The organism is Sphingomonas sp. CARO-RG-8B-R24-01 (assembly GCF_022662295.1).
Taxonomy (GTDB): Bacteria; Pseudomonadota; Alphaproteobacteria; order Sphingomonadales; family Sphingomonadaceae; genus Sphingomonas.
In genome coordinates this window covers 127,796-143,919 of record NZ_JAKNQI010000010.1, presented here as the reverse complement: position 1 = coordinate 143,919, position 16,124 = coordinate 127,796, and the positions used below count along the sequence as shown (strand labels likewise).

Below are 16,124 nucleotides of genomic sequence, written 5' to 3'. Positions count from 1 at the left end.
GGGGAGCGCTGGTGCCATGTTAGGCATGAATGCGCTGGTTCGGGCACGATGCTGCCGGTGCGGGACGTTGATACGCATCGAGCTCGAGGACATCGTGGCCAGACATGGACCTGCCTATTCGCTCGTCGACAAGTTGGAACGATGCCGGATGGTCGGCTGCATTGGATCGACCTATTATCTGGCCGCTCGTACCTATGGTCGAAAGTGGACCGCCCTGCTGCGTGACCCGCAATTGGTAGCGACCTTCGAGAATTTGCCCCCCACGCGGTTGGCCAGCGGATAGCGGACGTGCACCGTCGCTTGGCGCAACGCTTGTCCGCGATGTCACGGCGAGATCTAGACCGGAATGCGTGGCCGGGGGGAAACCTCCAGCGCTTGATCGTCGTTCTAGGCATCTAACCCTATGAGACGCATGGAATGTCGGAGCGGGAGAGAATCGTAGCGGTCGCGCTGCTGACCGAACGGGAGCTGACACGTCTCGGGACAAGCTTCGACCGGGCTTGGCCGGTGGACGAGACGCCCTGTTTCGGCGGTTTGCTGGAGGCGATCGACCTCGCTGACCGATGGCTGCGACGGGAGCGGAATGGCGATCCTCCAGCCGAGCGATGATGTCGTGCGGTGTCCGCACCTCGAACGACCCGACGGAAAGCGATTGCCGAAAAGGGGAACGTCTTTCCGCACTTCTTCGCCAGCGATGGTCGCCCGGCAAGGCCGCCAGCCGCGCGTGATCGTGAGCCTTCCGGGTCCCGCCCGTTCCGGGTGTAACCCGATCCGTCCCCCGTCGAGTGGAGAGAAGAGCTGAGAACAGCTCACGCACGCGCCTGTCTGAACCGCCACAGTTCCAAGGGATACGATCATGGTAGCATGGGCCGCTGTGAATGACCGCCCCGGCCGGCGGACGCGCAGGCGAGGGCGTCAACGGGGCCGAGCGGCCTCGCCGGTCCACTAGGGCTGGCGAAGCGACGAGCCAGGACCACAATCTTGAGGAGCTCTACGGTGAGTGATTTACTGGAGGTCATTGGCGCGCTGCAAAGCGAAGGAGAATTCGAGGCGGTCGTGAACGAGTTGGGAGCAGCGGGAATCGACCGATCTCGGATAAGCTTTCTGGCGCAAGAAGAGATAGCGAGTTCCTGCGCCGGTGCCATCGGATGTGAGATCGCTCAGCTTCCTCGCGTTCAGATCGGGCTGAGCGACGATCGGCAGCAAGTTCGCACGCTCGTGACGTCCCTTGCGGCTACTGTGGCATCCTTCGCCGGAGCCGGTGCTGTCTTAGCCGCCACGGGCGGCGCTGCAGCCCCGGCACTGTTGGCAGCGCTGGCGTCCGGAGGAAGTATCGGCGGCCTGACCGCTCTGTTCGGGCAGCGCCACGAGGCGCACGTCCAGGAATGGGTCGAGAGCCAGATCTTGAAGGGCGGCATCGTCCTGATCGTGCACCCCGCCAATGCGGACCAGCTCAAGGCCGCCACCGTCATCATGCGCCGGCACTGCGGAGCGGACGTATTCGCGTCGCGTTTGCGCTAGCAGCGCCGGAGGCCTGGCGTGGCCGAAGCTCTCGGCGCAGCCGGCGAGCGGGCTGAGAAGCTTCTTCTGCGGACCCGTTCGAGGTCGGCCGCATGTGCGTTCGCGGAAGGTCGCAGTGCGCCGCTTGGATGGCGCTGGGAGGCGGTATTGCTGTTCGGGCCCAGCCGAAACAGCCGGATATGAAAAAGGCCCGGGAGCCGATGCTCCCGGGCCGATGATCCCCTTGTCAGAAGGGGACGTCATCGTCCTCGTTATCCTTGGCGGCGCCCTGCTGCTGCTGGCGGGACTTGCCGTAGGAGAGGAAGGTCACCTCGTCGGCGATGATCTCGACGCCGTAGCGCTCGATGTTCTCCTGGTCGGTCCAGCGGGTGTAATGGATGCGGCCGCGGACCATCACCTTTTGGCCGGTCTCGACATACTGGGCGACCGTCTTGCCGACGCCGTTGAAGCAGGTGATCCGGTGCCATTCGGTGTCCTCGACCCGCCGGCCGTCCTGATCCTTCATGGTCTTGCCGTCGCTGTCGCGCTTGGGGCGCGAGGTCGCGAGGCTGAACTGGGTGATCTTGGTGCCGCCCTGCGTGGTGCGCGTTTCGGGCGTGGCGCCGACATTGCCGGCGAGGATGACGAGGTTCTGCATTTCGAGGTCCTTTTCTGTTCGCCGGGGGTTCGTCCCCTCGACTGAACACCGTCAAAGACGGCCAGGACGACGGCTCCACCGAAGCGCGGAGCAGCGCAGGGGAACCCCGATCGGAGGAGTGGTGCGGGCAGCCGCGCAGCGGCAACTCGGTCCGATGGATCGCGGGTTGGAGGCGTTGGACGGCCGGCTTAGGTCGTTCAGGAAAGAGAGGGGATGAACCCCTTGCGCGCACAGAGATCTGGTGAACCCGAATGCAGCGCACTCTACGTCAGACCGCGACCCGTTGACGCTGCCAGAACCCGCGCTCTCCCACATGACGGGGAAACATCCGCTTTTCGTGGGTCATTGTGCCGGGCGAGGGGAAAGGCTTGCCGGAATCATGGGGGTGCGGTTGTCACCTGGTGGCGCTCCACGAGGCCTCGGGGCGGCGGGGGTGCCTTTGCGTGGCCGGGCTGAAAGGATCCGCTTTGCCCGCATACCTCTGGCGGCCCAGGCGAACCGGGCGCCGCGTCGAGAGGTCGAGGAGGATAGTTTCACGAAATGAACGCGGCGGATTGCCTGGCGGCGACAGGGAAGCCGGGCGTCAGCGACGTGAGCGGGATCGGCGATGGGATGATCTTGGTCGCGGAGAAAGGGAGAAAGTGACGTGCAGGAGCGCACGAGGCCGGACCCAACCGTGGAAGCGGCCGCTGCACGGGATCGACGTCCCGGAGACCGCCGTGAAAACCTCTAAGGAAGCCAAAGCGCCGATTGCGACGATGGGTTGGACCATTCGGAGCGGGGCTTGGATACTGTCGTACCGAGGATCAAGCGATCGTCGGAGGCGCGCGAGCTGAGCGAGCGCGTCCCTTTTCGGATGACGACCGCGCGTAGCGCGGGAGCCGGCCCGGGTTCGATGCCCGGTCCGGCTCATCGAAAGCGTCCGAGAGCGACGGGGGCTCGAGAGCCCCCCGACACCTTAGCCGAAAGGATCGTATTCGTTGACGATCGTGAGCGAGTTGTCGTGATCGTCGGCGGTGATGACGGCGTATTGGGTTCCGACGGCGATGACCATGGTGGCGACCATCAGGGTACGGGCGAGGCTGAGAGCGGATTTGCGGGCGATCCAGATGTCGTTGAACATGTTCGAGGCTCCTGTGAAGCCGACGGGGTTCATCCCCGCTCGACAGGCGCCCGACAGGACGGGGAGGGGCCGCGATCACTTTGTTGCCGCAGGCAAGAAAGCCGTAGCGAAGCGCCCGGACCCCTTGCGGGTTGATCGTACAAGGCCCTGAGCCGGCCCAAGGATTGCGCCTCAAGAGCGGGGTGAAGCGCGTCGGCCGGAGCGTCGTGTTCGGCCGCTGGCCGGCAGGTGACGCATCCCCCGCCAAGAGATGGCCGCCTTGCTCATCGGGGGCCCGTCCGCGTTCGTTCGTCGACGACAGGGCAGGGGGCCGCTGGCTGCCCGACCATGCCTCACTGTGGAAAGAGGTTGCCGTTTTCGGAAAGATGTTTCCGGCGCGCAGCGCTCCGTCAGTTGATCGTCACCCGAATGGGCCGAGACCTGCCAAGGGCTCGGTGGAGCGAAGCGGAATAGAGCAACGGTCCCGGCTTCAGCCGGGAGACGCCGACTGGTCGTGCGCCTCAGGTCCGAGACGGCGAGGATAGGCACTGGCCACCGGCCGCGGTTTCGTGGATTCACGGACGGTCATGAAGGCCATTGGGAGTGGGCATATGAGGATCGGTCTGGTTGCCTGTGTGGGAATCCTGCTTCTCGGGGGATGCAGCGACCCGAAGAAGGCGAGCAACGCCAATTTCAAGAAGGCGATCGACACCTATCTCGAGAAGACTCCGGTGTGCATCAACGCGCCGACGAGCGACACGCGGCCGACCGGCCACGACAATGATGCTTCATCGTTCCCGGCCTATGTCGCGATGCCGACCGCACCTGCGGGTCAGGCGCTCTTCGCGATGAACACCAAGTCGTTCGATGCGATGGTGAAAAGCGGATTGGCCACCACGTCGACGGGGACGATCGAATCCAACCGGACCTGGGATGGCTCGAGCAAGAAACTGCCGGTGAAGATCTATAATCTAACGGACCAGGGCCAGAAGGCATTCGTCAAATCGGCTGATGGCAATCCCTACGGCAGCAAGCTTTGCTATGGCACGCCGGCGGTGAGCGAGGTGACGCAGTTCACGGAGCCAGGCGCGGCGTTCGGAGCGACGGTGTCGTCGGTCGCGTACACCTATCATGTGAAGGATAAAGCCGGTTGGGCCACCAACCCCGCGATGGTCGAGGCTTTCCCCGCGCTGAAGCAGACGGCGGGCGACACGCTGGAGGGCAAGACCGAGGTCGTTCTTACCAACAACGGCTGGGTGGATGGCCGCGGCAGCAAATTCTAGGGACGTGAAAAAAGGCCCGGGAGCCGAAGCTTCCGGGCCGATCGGGCGGGGTCAGATGGGGACATCATCGTCCTTATCCTGAGCCGGGTTTTGCTCCTGGCGCGACTTGCCGTGGCTGAGGAACGTGACCTCGTCGGCGATGATCGACGCCGTAGCGCTCGATGTGCTCCTGGTCAGTCCAGCGGGTGTAATGGATGCGGTCACGAACCATCACCTTGTGGCCCGTCTCGACATACTGGGCGACCGCCATCCTTCAGTCGCTCGCCCCCGCCGCCGCTGCAGCGCGAACGGCAACTTGGGACGGACGTCACCTCACTTTGCATTGGGTCAGCGCCTCGACATAGGCGCGTCCCCGAGCAGTCACTTCCGCGACCGTGCGCCCCGGGCTGAACAGGCCCGAACCGAGTCCGAAGCCATTCGCGCCGGCAGCGAGGTAGTCCGCCACCCCGGCGGGCGTGACACCACCGACCATGAGGATGGGAAGATCGGCCGGCAGCACCGCTCGTTGGGCCTTGAGAAAGGCCGGACTGGCGGCCTCGGCGGGGAACATCTTCAGCACATGCGCACCTGCCCGGAGCGCTTGGAAAGCTTCGGTTGGAGTGAAGAAGCCTGGCGCAGAGACCAGCCCTGCAGAAGCGGTCGCGGCGATTACCTCGGGATTCGTGTCCGGCGAAACGATGAGCCGACCGCCGGCATCCTGCACCCGTGAGACGTCGGCGGGATCGAGGACGGTGCCCGCGCCGATCGTCACATTGCCACCGAAGCGCGTTGCGAGGCGCTCGATACTGTTAAAGGGCTCGGGCGAGTTTAGCGGCACTTCGATGATCCGGATGCCGACGTCGACCAGCGCCGCGACGACCTCTTCGGCCTCGCCTGGATGAATGCCACGCACGATCGCGACCAGGGGACAGGCGGTCAGCTGCTCGAAAAAATGGTCGACATGGTCCACCTTCATCTCCTCACGAATGTCGCGGTGACACAAACCGGCGACCCAGCCTACTCGTCCTTGTCCTCGCGGGATTGGCCACAAAGTTACCGGTGGCGACGGTCTGCGGTTCGAGATTGCGATCGCTCCCAGCCTGGGTGGGGACGCGAGGATGCTCCCGGCGCGATGATCGTGCCTTGGGATACGAGCAGGAGAATGACGCGGCGGAGCGCGGAATCAGGGGAGGACCGCGCGGGACGAGGATCTTGCGCCGGCGATCAGCTGGATCGAGCAGAACAGCTGAGGCGGGCAATGCGCAATCAGCCGCCGGCTCGTGAGAGGAACGAGCGAGGACAATGAAGCTGATTACTGAGAACGCGGATTGCGCGCGCGGGCATGTGCATCGCTCGCCCGACGGAGCTTCGCCGAGGTCCGGTGGGAAAGATGTTGCCGCTTTTAGGAAACATCTTTCCGGCGCGAACCGGGTAGCCACCGGTTGGCACACGGAGGGATCGCTGCCCGCCATGCGGGACGCACTGAAACGCGTAGCGCGGCCGTTTACGGCCGGGCGGCCAAACGTGCGATCTAGGGTGCCGCCACAAGCTCTTCCGTCGCCTCGGATCGAGAAACCGCCTGTCCGATCTTGCGGGAGAAGAAGGAAAGGCCCGGGAGCCGATGCTCCCGGGCCGACCCGCACCGGTCAGAAGGGGACGTCATCGTCCTCGTTGTCCTGGGGCGCGTTCTGCTGCTGGCGGGACTTGCCGTAGGAGAGGAAGGTCACCTCGTCGGCGATGATATCGACGCCGTAGCGCTCGATGTTCTCCTGGTCGGTCCAGCGGGTGTAGTGGATGCGGCCGCGGACCATCACCTTCTGGCCGGTCTCGACATACTGGGCGACCGTCTTGCCGACGCCGTTGAAGCAGGTGATCCGGTGCCATTCGGTGTCCTCGACCCGCCGGCCGTCGCGGTCCTTCTGGACCTTGCCCTCGCTGTCGCGCTTCGGGCGCGAGGTCGCGAGGCTGAACTTGGTGATCTTGGTGCCGCCCTGAGTGGTGGTGGTCTCGGGCGTGGCGCCGACGTTGCCGGCGAGGATGACGAGGTTCTGCATTTCGAGGTCCTTTTCTGTTCGCCGGGGGTTCGTCCCCTCGACTGAACACCGTCAAAGACGGCCAGGACGGCGGCTCCACCGGAGCGGCGCAGACGCGAGAGGGGAACCCCGATCAAAGGGGTGGTGCGGGCAGCCGCAAAGCGGCAACTCGGCCCGTATGATCGCGGGTTGGAGCCGGTGGACGGCCGGCTTAGGTCGTTCAGCAAAGAGAGGGGATGCACCTTCACGGGCGGGCAGACACAGGGGAACCGGGATGTGGATCCTCCCCGTCCGGCTGACTTGACGTTGCTCCACCCATCCTCCGGCAGCCCCAGGGCTCCAAGCCAGCTCTCGCGCGATCGGTGATGATGCCCGGCGAGGGTCTATCCGAAGGACTCGGTCGCGGTCGTGATCCTGGCGCTGGTCCTTCCCCGCCTCGGCGGCGCGACGTCGCGCGTGTCGAACGGGAGAAGGGGTCCGCACCTGCCGCATCCCCCTCCGCTGGCGGCGGGATTGAGAGCCTAGCGCGGATCTGCCAGTGGTGCTTCCACCCCGGCGAGCTGCTGCACGCGCACGCTCGCCACGATGATTGAGAAGGCCATGCCCCTGACCGGGGCAGGTTGGCCGGAGCCGGCGCCGGGCCTCGCCCCGGCGCTCCTCCGCGTCGTCCCGGTATTGGGCGCGGTAGCGCTCGTCATCCGATCGTCACCCGAATGGGCCGAGACCCGTCAGGGGCTTGGTTGCGCGGAGCGGAATAGAGCGGCGGTCCCGCCGGCAGCGAGATCGTCGTCACCGGATCGCGCATCGCGCGTCCCGACCCGATTTACCGGGAGACGCCCACTCGCTGAGCGGCGGAAAGACTATCGAGCCTGTTTCTAGCGCGACGTCTGTGCGCTTGCAGCGGTAATCGAGGAGCACCAAGCGCAATAGCGGGAGTGCCGCTAGGAAAGTTGCCAGTTCCAACCAGCTGCGGCAGAGGCGCCAGACGACGCCGTAGCGGTCGAGGTAGCGCTGGATGCCGAAGGCGGGGTCGACGGAGCCGGGAGCGTCGACCAGACGTACGCGCGGGCCGACGCGCAGCCAGTTGGCGGCCCTGGGTGCAATCGCCGCCTTTTCGGTCGTGGTCAGGTGCGCGGGTCGATCGCTCCGTTCGGGGCCGAAAGTGGCGAGATGATCGCCGGCGATGCGCTCGAGCTTGGCGTCGAGGGTCTCGTCGGGCTGGCGATCCCAGGAAGGTGCGGGGCGATGGCGATGATAGTGGGTGACGGGTTTGGCGGTGAACAGGTCCGCCTGATAGCCGACCACTCGCCGCCGCTCCTGTTCGGCCTGGTAGTCACGGCGCCAGCGGCCTTCGTCCGTGAGTGCCCCTGCCGTTCGGGCGGTGCTCGCAGGATGGCAATCATCTCGTCGAACTCGGCGCGGGAGAAGTTCGCGATGCGCTCATCGTAAATCATTCGCTCTACTCTCGTGCGTGACGCCGAACCCGGGGAGGAACGGGTCGGCAGATGCCTCGACGTCGTCGGGGGCGAGCTCGTTGCAGGCGAACAGCTCGCGGTCGGAGAGAACGGTGCGAGGGGCATCTGGCAGGCCCGTCACGACGACGTGGAAAGTGTCGCCGTCAGCCGCAGCCCGGCGCAGCGCGAAGCGCCAGCAATGGGCGAAGGTCTGGAACGGATTGCGGCGGGACATGGGTAGGCTCCTGTATGGGGGTGTTGGCGGGATCAGGTCAAAACGCGAACGCGGATTGCGTCGGCCGGTTGGCGGCGCCGCAGAGCCCAAGCGGGCAGTGGCCGTAAGCGCCGCTGGCGTCAGCCAGCAGGTCGCGCGCGGCATGAAGATCGGTGAAGTTGCCGGCATGGCCGCTAGGCCGTCGGCAGCGCACGCCGATGCCGGCGCCGCAGTCGGGGCGCGGTACTTCGAGAACGGGGTCTCTTTGCCTGGTCGAGGTGCAACCCGGCCTGTTGCAGTGCGCGATGCCAGTGATGATCGCTGCCATCTGAACCTCCTGGAAAGGCAAAGGCCGCCGGCAACGCCGGCGGCCGGAGCCCGAGTTCAGGCGACCTTACGGTCGCTCTGAGCGTTGAGCGCGGCGGGCGGGGTGCCCAGCGGGCCACGGCGGTCGACGACGCGGATGCCTGCCTTCTTCGCGTCGATCACGAGACGCTCGGTCACGCCGTTGCCCTGGAAGGCGATGACGTAGCGGGGCTTCAGCGAGAGCATCTGCTCGTTGCGACGGAAGCCGGCGCGATCTCCGAGCTTGCGGTCCAGCCCGAAGCGGACCTGCTGGATGCCGTGCTGCTCGGCCCAGGATGCCGCGATGCGCTCGATCCCCTTCATGTCGCCGCCATGGACGAGATACATGTCCCCGACCCGTTCGCGGACGGCATTGAGGGTGCGCAGGAGATTGTCGCCGAACGCCTTCATGTCGTCGTCGGATTTGAAGGTCAGCCGACCACCGGCGAACACGACGGGGGTGCCCTGCGCTGTGTTGGCGTCGCGGATCCGCTCGCGGCGGGCGCGGAGGAAGGCTTGGCCGTCGACGATCGCCGAGGTCACGCCCAGCGAGATGCGGTTGCCCGTCGCGGGAATCCAGGCACGGCCGGTCTCGCGCAGGTAGTGAGCGGCCGCGGTGTCGCGCATGTGCTCGTAGCACCCGGCGGCTTCCTCGATCTTCTTGGCAAGGTCGATCTTCTCCTCGAGGTCGGAGGTGTTGATCTCTGAGCCGTCCTGCTCGGCCAGGAGTAGCCTGATCTCATCGGTGAGGCGGTCGATGGTCGCGTGCTTCTTGCTCGCGGCCCGGTGGAAGAGGTTCACCAGGCCCCAGCCCAGTTCCTCGATGTCGCGCTCCAGCGAGGTGTTGAAGAGCGTTGCGAACATGTCGCTCCAGATCGCGGTGGTTGTGTGTTCGAGCGCCTCGGTCGGAGGAGGCGCCATTCCGGACAGGTCTTCGTTGCGGGGTTCGAGGTGGCCGAGCTCAAGGGCGGAGAGCGCGGCGGCGAGGGACGTGGTCATGGGCGAAGCCTTTCACCTGATTGTGCCGGCGGCCTATCCGCCGGATGCGCACCTCCTGGGACGCCGAATGAGAGGCGGCCGCACCGAGGCGAAGCCGAGGGGAACCCCGAAAGCCGGGGTGGAGCGGGCAGCCGCGGCACGCGGCAACACGGCCCGGTCTTTCGGGGTTGCGGACGTCTCGCGGCGGCCCATGTGCCGCATCCCTCTGGCGGGAAGGCTCAGCCGGCCTCGGGTGACGCACAGGCGGGAGCAGACCCTCCCTCGTTGCTGCGCGGACCCTTGGGTGGCAGACCGCACCGATCGATGTCGTCCAGGATGGCTTTCGCCGTGGCGCACAGGCGGACCATCGCCTTCGGGTCGATCCGCAACCTGCCATCGTCACCGATGGCATCGACCATGATGCGGAGCTGGAGAACCAGGTCCTCGCTCCGGGTCGCGGGGTAGCCCGCGAGCTTCGCCACATCCGTGAACAGGCGCGGGACGGGCAGGGCGGAGGCATCAGCCCCCTCGGGAGTGCGCTGCCAGGGATCGACGTCAGCCCCGTGCGTCAGCGCGACGACGTAGGTTGCTTGCTCCCAGTCGATGCCCTTCCAGGCATCCGAGTGATTGGCAGCATCGATGGCGGCCCGGCAGGCGGCGACGGTATCCTCCGCCTCGACCGTTACCTCGTTCCGATACAGCGCAGGGTACTCGCAATGGACGGTGAAGGTCTTCATCAGTTCGACTCCTTGAAGGCAGGTCAATCGGGAACCCCACACCGTCACTCGTAGCGGGGGCGTTCGGCTGGAAAGGCGAAAGGGGGCCAGCCATCGTGGACCTGGGCCACGTAGCGACCGGCGCTCAGGACGCTGCTGAGGGGGCGGGCATGATCGTCGACGTTCCAGTCGCGATCGAGATGCGCCTGAACCTCGACCGCCATCCTGACGGCACGGTCTTCGTGACCGACCGGGAATGTCGTGCCGAAGGCGGTCAGCTCGGGGGCGGTGCAAAGTTCACCGGCCTCGTAGTACCAGCCACCCTCCTCGGGGCCGCCACAGAGACGTTGAACGAAATAGACGGCGACGCTGTGCATGACGGGGCTCCTTCGTATGGCGAGCATCAAGCTCACCGATCCGAAGGCTTCCTCCCCTCATGAGTGGAGTGTTATCGGTGTCGGTCTTTCAGGAAAGCGAGTTGGACGCCTTGGCTGCGGGCCTGATGGTGCATGTAGATCACCACCACTCGCGCCTCGTGTGAGAGACCAACACTAAAGCGGATCTGACAGCGATCGCCGGTCCAATCAGAAACGGTATGTCGGTGAAGACGAACGAGGCGATCCAGGAGAGGACAGCGCCGACGGCTGCGGCCGCTACGAACAGCGCGATTTTGGTGGGACCGGCACACCCGCTTCGGCGAGACGCGCGCGTACGGCTGCCCTGTCGAGCATGGCGATCTCCCTTAATGAAATGGTGTCAGGAGGCGGAGAGGGGCGCTGGCAGCGCCAGCCATTCCGGTTCGTCGTCGGCGATCGGCACGCTGAACTCGGCCGCTTCGGCTTCGCTGAAGACGGTGGCGTTGAACAGCGGGCCAAACCCGTAGTCGTTGTTCCAGAAGCTGAGCCCGTGGGCAGGGTCGCGGGTGGCGAGGACGAAACCGAACTCGCCCTCGGCCGCCGCGTCGGCCGTGTCTGACGTGGCTGTCATGACATCGCTCGTGCCGGGATCACGGCAGGGTTGATGAGCCGATAGGCGCGCTTGCGGAAGGCGGGGATCCTGCAGATCGCCCACGTTGCGGGGTCGCGGAAGAGCGGCGTGCGCCCCTTCGGGTTCGGGACCACCTCGAAACGGGTCCGCTCTTGGCCATCGCTGAAACGCATGGGCTGGTCAAAAACGATCGTCTGTCCCGGCTTCGGTGTCGGCTTGGCGTTCTGGAGCTTGCGCTTGACGAGATTGGCCCGGCAGCGATCGCGCCAGGCCTTCGCGTGTTCGCTGTCGATGCCCGTCAGCTCATCGAGGATCGAGGCAGGGCACTCGCTTTCGCACGGTCCCATATGCTCGGTCATATTCTTATACCCGAATGTGCAGCCGTCGCGCGCGCCGGTGCTGGTCTTGGTCAGGCAAACGATAGCGAAGACTTGGCGGCCTCCGGCGGTTTCGACGCGCTCGGCCGCTGCGTAATAGGTGTGGCCGACCATGGAGGAGGCCAGCACCGTCAGACGGTGATCGTCGCGGGTGTAGGTGAATTGATTGTCGAGGTAGGCGCGCGGGGTCGAATCGCCTCCGAGGTCGCGCATGAACAGCCATCCCATGGCGGTGTCCTTTCGTGAAAACGATGGGGAGGGTCAGGCGGCGACGGCGAGGGGGACCGTACCGATGGTGCCGATCTTCGCCGCGAGCCGGCGCGCGAACGCGGCCGCATCGAGCAGCTCGGCGATCGGGGCGAGGTGGACCTTGCCGGCGGGTTCCCCGTTTCGGCAGCGATTGAAGCTGATCTCGCTATCGGGAAGGAAGCTGCGGGGTACGACGCGGATGCCGATGTCGGCGTGACGCAGCTCGGTCGTTCCGTCCTCATAATCGGCGCCAAGAGCGCTGTTGATGCGGGCGGTGTCCGGGTCGAGGCCGATCGCCTCGGCGAGACGGGCGAGACCGCGGCGGGCCTGACAGTGGAAGGTCCGCTTGGCGGGGTAATCGCCGCCCACGCTGTTGCCAGCGATGTCGAGAAGGGCAGGGGAGGCGAGGACTGCGGCGCGGTCAGCGACGCAACGAAGCCGCAGCTCGCTTGCGCTGGGCGCGGACCGGTCGGCAGCGTCGGCCAGGGTACGGATCAGAAGAATGATCGCTGCGTCGTGGGCGATCGGCTTGCCGGCGCGCCGGCAGTCGTCGACCGCGGCGTTGAGGGCGTGCAGCGCTGCCGGAATGGTCTCGAGCCCGGCGGGGGACAGCGCCTGGTTGTGGCGATAGAGTGTGTCGTAGAACATGGGGCCAACCTCCTTCACGAGCGCCGCTCGCGCTCAGGAGGCCGAAGGCTCCCTCTCCTCTAAGTTGGGGTGGAACAATACACGCGACGACCAGTCTGATGGGTATTCTGGGGGTGATGGGACTGATGGTGGTGGCGATCGTCGCCATCCTGTTGAACCGGCTTTCCGGCAAAACTGCCGTCAGGGTTCAGGCGCGGCCGCTGCTCACCCAACAGGAGCGCCAGGTCCTCGTCTTGATCGAGCGCGCGGTGCCGCACGCGCGGGTTTATGTTCAGGTGGCGATGGGTGCTCTGCTGCGGGCACCCGCGGCGCAGAGGTCGGAGTCGGGGAGCGCGCGCGACGACGATGCGCCGGTAGGCGCGGAGGTCCGGGGCGGCGGGCACGGTCAGGCTGCTTCACGGATCTGCTCGTCGGATCCTTCTGCTCCGGCGAGGCCGGTAGCGCGCAGCAGGAAGCCGGCAGCGGCCTCGGCCTTGGCGGCCGCTGTCATCACCGCCCGGTTGTCGCGTTTCAGCACGCGCAACCACGAACCGATGTAGTTGGCGTGATTGTCGAGATGAGCGGTGGGCAGCGCGAGGTCCGCGCCGAGCAGCGCGGCCGTCATCTCGGCGCACAGCTCCTCGAACGCATAGGCGTCATCCCCGAACTTCTTACCGAACTCGCGCGCGAGCCGGTCGGGGTGGCCAGTCCAGTGCCCAGCCTCATGGGCAAGCGTCGATGCCCAATAGGCGCGGGTCGAGAACTGCTCGACCGCGGGCATGGTGATGCTGTCGTCGATCCGGTCGTAGAAAGCGCGATCCCCGCGGATGAGGACGTTGGCGGGGAGCGCGTCCACGAAGCGCTGCGCGCGCTCGGGCAGCGTATCGGCCGGTGGGACGATGCTGAGCGGGGAGGGACGGAAGCGATCGGGGAGGCCATCGATCTGGTCGGCGTTGAACACGTTGTAGCTGCGCAGCACGCGCCGCATCTCGTCCGTGGCGTCGCCGGAAATCGGTGATTCCACCGTCTTGCTGTAGGACTTGTAGAAGATGGCGATCTGCGAGCGTTCGCCCTCTCGGACTTGTGCGCCGAGCGCCTGGGCCTGCTTGTAGGTCATCCAGATTCGTGAGTTGAAGCCGGCGCTCTCGGCGACCAGCCACAGCCAGAAGCAGTTGATGCCGCGATAGGGCTCGCCCGTCGCGCGCAGCGGGCGGCCGCCCAGCCCGGGCCGCCACGGCTTGACCCAGGGGCGTACCCCCGCTTCGAGCTTGTCGATAATGGTGTTGGTGATGATGTCCGCGGGCGAGGGCTTGTCGGTGGTCTTGGCCACGAATATTCTCCTGTGCTGGTTGAGGCGGACCCGGATCGCGCCGGCTTTGAGCCGGGCATGGCGTCGGGACGCAAAAAGAGGGGCGGCACTCCGAAGAGTACCGCCCCCAGTCGCCTCGAACTGCAGGTCAGGCGTCAGGCCGCCTGGCTGTAATCTTCCGACGAGTCGTCGATCGGCCGTTCGGCTTCGTAGTCGCCGGCGAGCTCCTGATCGTCCGAAGTGTCATCGTCGTCCTGCTCCGGCTCCTCGTCGCCCTCATCGGTGACGAAGGTGGAGTTGACCCGGATGCGTTCCGGCTTCTCTTGCGCATCGAACCGCATGGCGTCGGGCAACCAGGCCGTCGCCTTCTCGCGGATCTCCGCCTCGACGATGCCCTGGCCGTTGCACAGCGAAGCGCAGGTGCTGGCGAGTTCGCTCTTCTTCGCGTCCTTGTAGCGACCGCGAAGGATCGGACCACCGATCTCCTCGAGCGCTTCGAGCATGACGTCCTTCTTCACGCGGCCGAAGAAGTTCTCGGCCGTCGGGCGCCACCAGTTGGCGACCTCGATGCCCAGGATGCGTCCGAGATGGTCGTGGAAGCCGTTCGAGCGGCCGCCCTCGGTTACGTTGAGGGTCGGCTCCAGCGTCTGCGCGATCGAGAAAGCCACCCATGCGCCGCGGGCCTGATCGTCCAGCGCCCGGAAAGCGTCGAAGCGTTCGGACATGGTGTTATGCCCGGCCCAGCTCGTGTCGAGGTGCTGGCGCTGATCCTCGATCGTCTGCGACGCCATCGACGCCTCGTCGCGGAAGGTGAAGATCGGCATCTGCGCAGCGCTCGCCTTCAGCGTCGAGTGATCGCGGATGTAGTTGTTCGCGAACACGACGTCCTGCGCCATCAGGAAGATGGTCAGGTCGAGCGCGACCGTCGGGTCGCTCGCGAGGTGCGCCACGAGGATCTGGCGGCGCTGGGTCGCCAGCTCGTCGACCAGCGTCGCGCTGAGCTTGGGGCCGTGATCCACGTCGTCGGCGCCGCTGCCATCGTTGCCGGTCGGCGTGGAGGCTGGCGGCGCGTTGGGGTCGACCACCGGCTTCTCGCTGAACATGCGGGTGTGGACGCGCGCCTGGCCGTCACCCCCGATGTAGACGAACGTGCCGAGCTGCGCCTTCACCGCCGGGTCGATTGCCTTGCGGGCGGTGTCGATCTCATCGAGCTCGCGCTCGATCTCCTCGAGACGGTCGTTGGCCGCCTCGGCTTCCGGGGTGCCCTCGGACAGCGAGCCTTCGAGCTGCTGGACCAGATCGTCGTTCTCGACCGACAGATCATCGACCCGGGCCTGCTCCTCGTCGGTCAGGGCCCGTCCCGTGGCGTGGAACTCGTGAAGCTGCCGCTCCATGTCGTAAGGGACGTTGGTGGCGGCGATCGGCGTCACGAACGCGAGACCCTGCTCCTGCGCCAATTCGGCCGCTGCGGCTTCCAGCTTCTTGGCGGCCAGCTCCTCGAGGAGATCGACGTCGGTCCAACTCTCGTCGCCTGCCTCGGCAGCGAAGAGATCGCCCTCGATCCGCCCCCCGGCGGCGACATAGGCGTCGCGGCCGACGAAGCGCGCCTTGGCATCGTTCGCCTTGACGGTGCCGTTCAAGATGGCGCGACGGATGTTGTCGGGCTGGTTGCCGTAGTAGGCGTTCTTCATCTGGTCGAAGACGCGGGTCTGGCGATCGGTGTCGGCGGTGACGGCATACGCCTGTGCCACGCCGAGGCTGATCTCGCCGGACGCTAGCGCCTCGAAGATGCACGGGGCCAGCTCGGCGAGGCGCACGCGCTGCTCGACGAAGCGGGTGGTGACGCCCTGACGCTTGGCGACGTCTTCGGCGGTCATTCCCTTCTGGATCAGGAAATTGAACGCAGTGCATTCGTCGGCCGGGTTCATCGGCACGCGCTGGAAGTTCTCGGCGAGGCTCGCCTCGATCGCGTTATCGTCGTCGCTGAGAACGAGGACCGGCACGGTATGGTCGACGGGCAGATTACCCTGCTCGATCAAGAGCTGGAGCGCGCGCAGGCGACGCCCGCCAGCTTTGACGGTGAAGTGCCCTGCCTTCTTGAGCGGGGTGACGATCAGGTTCTGCAACAGCCCCTGGGCTGCGATGTTGGCGGCGAGGGTATCAATCCCGGCGTCGCGGTTGGATTTGCGCACGTTGTCCTTCGACAGCGAGAGGTTCTTGACCTTCACGGACTGGATCATCGGTTATACTCCATCTGGAATGGCGCGCCGTTGTCCGACGGTCGCGCGAGCCTGCTCATCAAGCTCACAAAGC

General features: G+C 66.0%; 17 protein-coding genes and 2 pseudogenes. 3 read left to right on the top strand and 16 right to left on the bottom strand.

The annotated features are described in order from the left end of the window. The first annotated feature begins 67 nt into the window (after positions 1 to 67). Together L8G49_RS18285 and L8G49_RS18280 are read left to right on the top strand one after the other, a co-directional pair. Complete coding sequence (locus tag L8G49_RS18285; RefSeq protein WP_242187183.1) at positions 68 to 283, top strand: hypothetical protein; 216 nt, start codon at positions 68 to 70, stop codon at positions 281 to 283. 713 nt (positions 284 to 996) lie between these two features. Then, a complete protein-coding gene (locus tag L8G49_RS18280) occupies positions 997 to 1,521 on the top strand; it encodes a hypothetical protein (protein WP_242187182.1) in 525 nt (174 codons plus the stop codon). A 226-nt stretch (positions 1,522 to 1,747) separates the two neighbouring features. Here L8G49_RS18280 and L8G49_RS18275 read toward each other — a convergent pair whose 3' ends face one another. After that, on the bottom strand, positions 1,748 to 2,158 hold the full coding sequence (locus tag L8G49_RS18275; protein ID WP_242187181.1) for a single-stranded DNA-binding protein: 411 nt from the start codon (positions 2,156 to 2,158) through the stop codon (positions 1,748 to 1,750). Positions 2,159 to 3,116: 958 nt separating this feature from the next. Further along, the gene (locus L8G49_RS18270) at positions 3,117 to 3,281 is read right to left on the bottom strand and encodes a hypothetical protein (RefSeq protein WP_242187180.1); all 165 of its coding nucleotides are present in this window, start codon (positions 3,279 to 3,281) and stop codon (positions 3,117 to 3,119) included. A gap of 590 nt (positions 3,282 to 3,871) precedes the next feature. Here L8G49_RS18270 and L8G49_RS18265 point away from each other — a divergent pair. Next, positions 3,872 to 4,543 carry a hypothetical protein gene (locus L8G49_RS18265; RefSeq protein ID WP_242187179.1) on the top strand — a complete coding sequence of 224 codons (672 nt, stop codon included), beginning with the start codon at positions 3,872 to 3,874 and terminating at the stop codon, positions 4,541 to 4,543. A gap of 51 nt (positions 4,544 to 4,594) precedes the next feature. Here L8G49_RS18265 and L8G49_RS18260 read toward each other — a convergent pair. From L8G49_RS18260 to L8G49_RS18195, 14 genes and pseudogenes are all read right to left on the bottom strand, one after another. Next, a pseudogene (locus tag L8G49_RS18260) lies at positions 4,595 to 4,787 on the bottom strand (single-stranded DNA-binding protein); the annotation flags it as partial. 63 nt (positions 4,788 to 4,850) lie between these two features. Continuing rightward, positions 4,851 to 5,498, bottom strand: a complete 648-nt coding sequence (locus tag L8G49_RS18255; protein ID WP_242187178.1) for a 2-dehydro-3-deoxy-6-phosphogalactonate aldolase — start codon at positions 5,496 to 5,498, stop codon at positions 4,851 to 4,853. A 670-nt stretch (positions 5,499 to 6,168) separates the two neighbouring features. Next, on the bottom strand, positions 6,169 to 6,576 hold the full coding sequence (locus L8G49_RS18250; protein ID WP_242187177.1) for a single-stranded DNA-binding protein: 408 nt from the start codon (positions 6,574 to 6,576) through the stop codon (positions 6,169 to 6,171). 768 nt (positions 6,577 to 7,344) lie between these two features. Beyond that, entirely contained in the window at positions 7,345 to 7,860 is a 516-nt protein-coding gene (locus L8G49_RS18245; protein ID WP_242187176.1) for a hypothetical protein, read from the bottom strand. Between the two features lie 135 nt (positions 7,861 to 7,995). After that, entirely contained in the window at positions 7,996 to 8,244 is a 249-nt protein-coding gene (locus tag L8G49_RS18240) for a hypothetical protein (protein ID WP_242187175.1), read from the bottom strand. Between the two features lie 37 nt (positions 8,245 to 8,281). Next, entirely contained in the window at positions 8,282 to 8,551 is a 270-nt protein-coding gene (locus tag L8G49_RS18235) for a hypothetical protein (protein ID WP_242187174.1), read from the bottom strand. A 56-nt stretch (positions 8,552 to 8,607) separates the two neighbouring features. After that, on the bottom strand, positions 8,608 to 9,567 hold the full coding sequence (locus L8G49_RS18230; protein WP_242187173.1) for a DUF2493 domain-containing protein: 960 nt from the start codon (positions 9,565 to 9,567) through the stop codon (positions 8,608 to 8,610). Between the two features lie 218 nt (positions 9,568 to 9,785). After that, positions 9,786 to 10,283 (bottom strand): hypothetical protein, encoded by a 498-nt coding sequence (locus L8G49_RS18225; RefSeq protein WP_242187172.1) that lies wholly within the window; start codon positions 10,281 to 10,283, stop codon positions 9,786 to 9,788. A 44-nt stretch (positions 10,284 to 10,327) separates the two neighbouring features. Beyond that, on the bottom strand, positions 10,328 to 10,639 hold the full coding sequence (locus tag L8G49_RS18220) for a hypothetical protein (RefSeq protein WP_242187171.1): 312 nt from the start codon (positions 10,637 to 10,639) through the stop codon (positions 10,328 to 10,330). 379 nt (positions 10,640 to 11,018) lie between these two features. Continuing rightward, positions 11,019 to 11,213 (bottom strand): annotated as a pseudogene (locus L8G49_RS18215) (hypothetical protein); the annotation flags it as partial. A 32-nt stretch (positions 11,214 to 11,245) separates the two neighbouring features. After that, entirely contained in the window at positions 11,246 to 11,854 is a 609-nt protein-coding gene (locus L8G49_RS18210) for a hypothetical protein (protein WP_242187170.1), read from the bottom strand. A 33-nt stretch (positions 11,855 to 11,887) separates the two neighbouring features. Continuing rightward, positions 11,888 to 12,523: a hypothetical protein gene (locus L8G49_RS18205; RefSeq protein WP_242187169.1), complete on the bottom strand. Its 636-nt coding sequence runs from the start codon at positions 12,521 to 12,523 to the stop codon at positions 11,888 to 11,890. A gap of 385 nt (positions 12,524 to 12,908) precedes the next feature. Next, positions 12,909 to 13,832 carry a zincin-like metallopeptidase domain-containing protein gene (locus L8G49_RS18200; protein ID WP_242187168.1) on the bottom strand — a complete coding sequence of 308 codons (924 nt, stop codon included), beginning with the start codon at positions 13,830 to 13,832 and terminating at the stop codon, positions 12,909 to 12,911. A 134-nt stretch (positions 13,833 to 13,966) separates the two neighbouring features. Then, positions 13,967 to 16,051, bottom strand: a complete 2,085-nt coding sequence (locus tag L8G49_RS18195; protein ID WP_242187167.1) for a ParB/RepB/Spo0J family partition protein — start codon at positions 16,049 to 16,051, stop codon at positions 13,967 to 13,969. Positions 16,052 to 16,124 lie beyond the last annotated feature (73 nt).

Coding starts and splice junctions, on each gene's coding strand:
- L8G49_RS18275 (WP_242187181.1), bottom strand. CDS start 2,158: ATGCAGAACCTCGTCATCCTCGCCGGCAATGTCGGCGCCACGCCCGAA.
- L8G49_RS18270 (WP_242187180.1), bottom strand. CDS start 3,281: ATGTTCAACGACATCTGGATCGCCCGCAAATCCGCTCTCAGCCTCGCC.
- L8G49_RS18265 (WP_242187179.1), top strand. CDS start 3,872: ATGAGGATCGGTCTGGTTGCCTGTGTGGGAATCCTGCTTCTCGGGGGA.
- L8G49_RS18255 (WP_242187178.1), bottom strand. CDS start 5,498: ATGAAGGTGGACCATGTCGACCATTTTTTCGAGCAGCTGACCGCCTGT.
- L8G49_RS18250 (WP_242187177.1), bottom strand. CDS start 6,576: ATGCAGAACCTCGTCATCCTCGCCGGCAACGTCGGCGCCACGCCCGAG.
- L8G49_RS18240 (WP_242187175.1), bottom strand. CDS start 8,244: ATGTCCCGCCGCAATCCGTTCCAGACCTTCGCCCATTGCTGGCGCTTC.
- L8G49_RS18235 (WP_242187174.1), bottom strand. CDS start 8,551: ATGGCAGCGATCATCACTGGCATCGCGCACTGCAACAGGCCGGGTTGC.
- L8G49_RS18230 (WP_242187173.1), bottom strand. CDS start 9,567: ATGACCACGTCCCTCGCCGCCGCGCTCTCCGCCCTTGAGCTCGGCCAC.
- L8G49_RS18225 (WP_242187172.1), bottom strand. CDS start 10,283: ATGAAGACCTTCACCGTCCATTGCGAGTACCCTGCGCTGTATCGGAAC.
- L8G49_RS18220 (WP_242187171.1), bottom strand. CDS start 10,639: ATGCACAGCGTCGCCGTCTATTTCGTTCAACGTCTCTGTGGCGGCCCC.
- L8G49_RS18210 (WP_242187170.1), bottom strand. CDS start 11,854: ATGGGATGGCTGTTCATGCGCGACCTCGGAGGCGATTCGACCCCGCGC.
- L8G49_RS18205 (WP_242187169.1), bottom strand. CDS start 12,523: ATGTTCTACGACACACTCTATCGCCACAACCAGGCGCTGTCCCCCGCC.
- L8G49_RS18195 (WP_242187167.1), bottom strand. CDS start 16,051: ATGATCCAGTCCGTGAAGGTCAAGAACCTCTCGCTGTCGAAGGACAAC.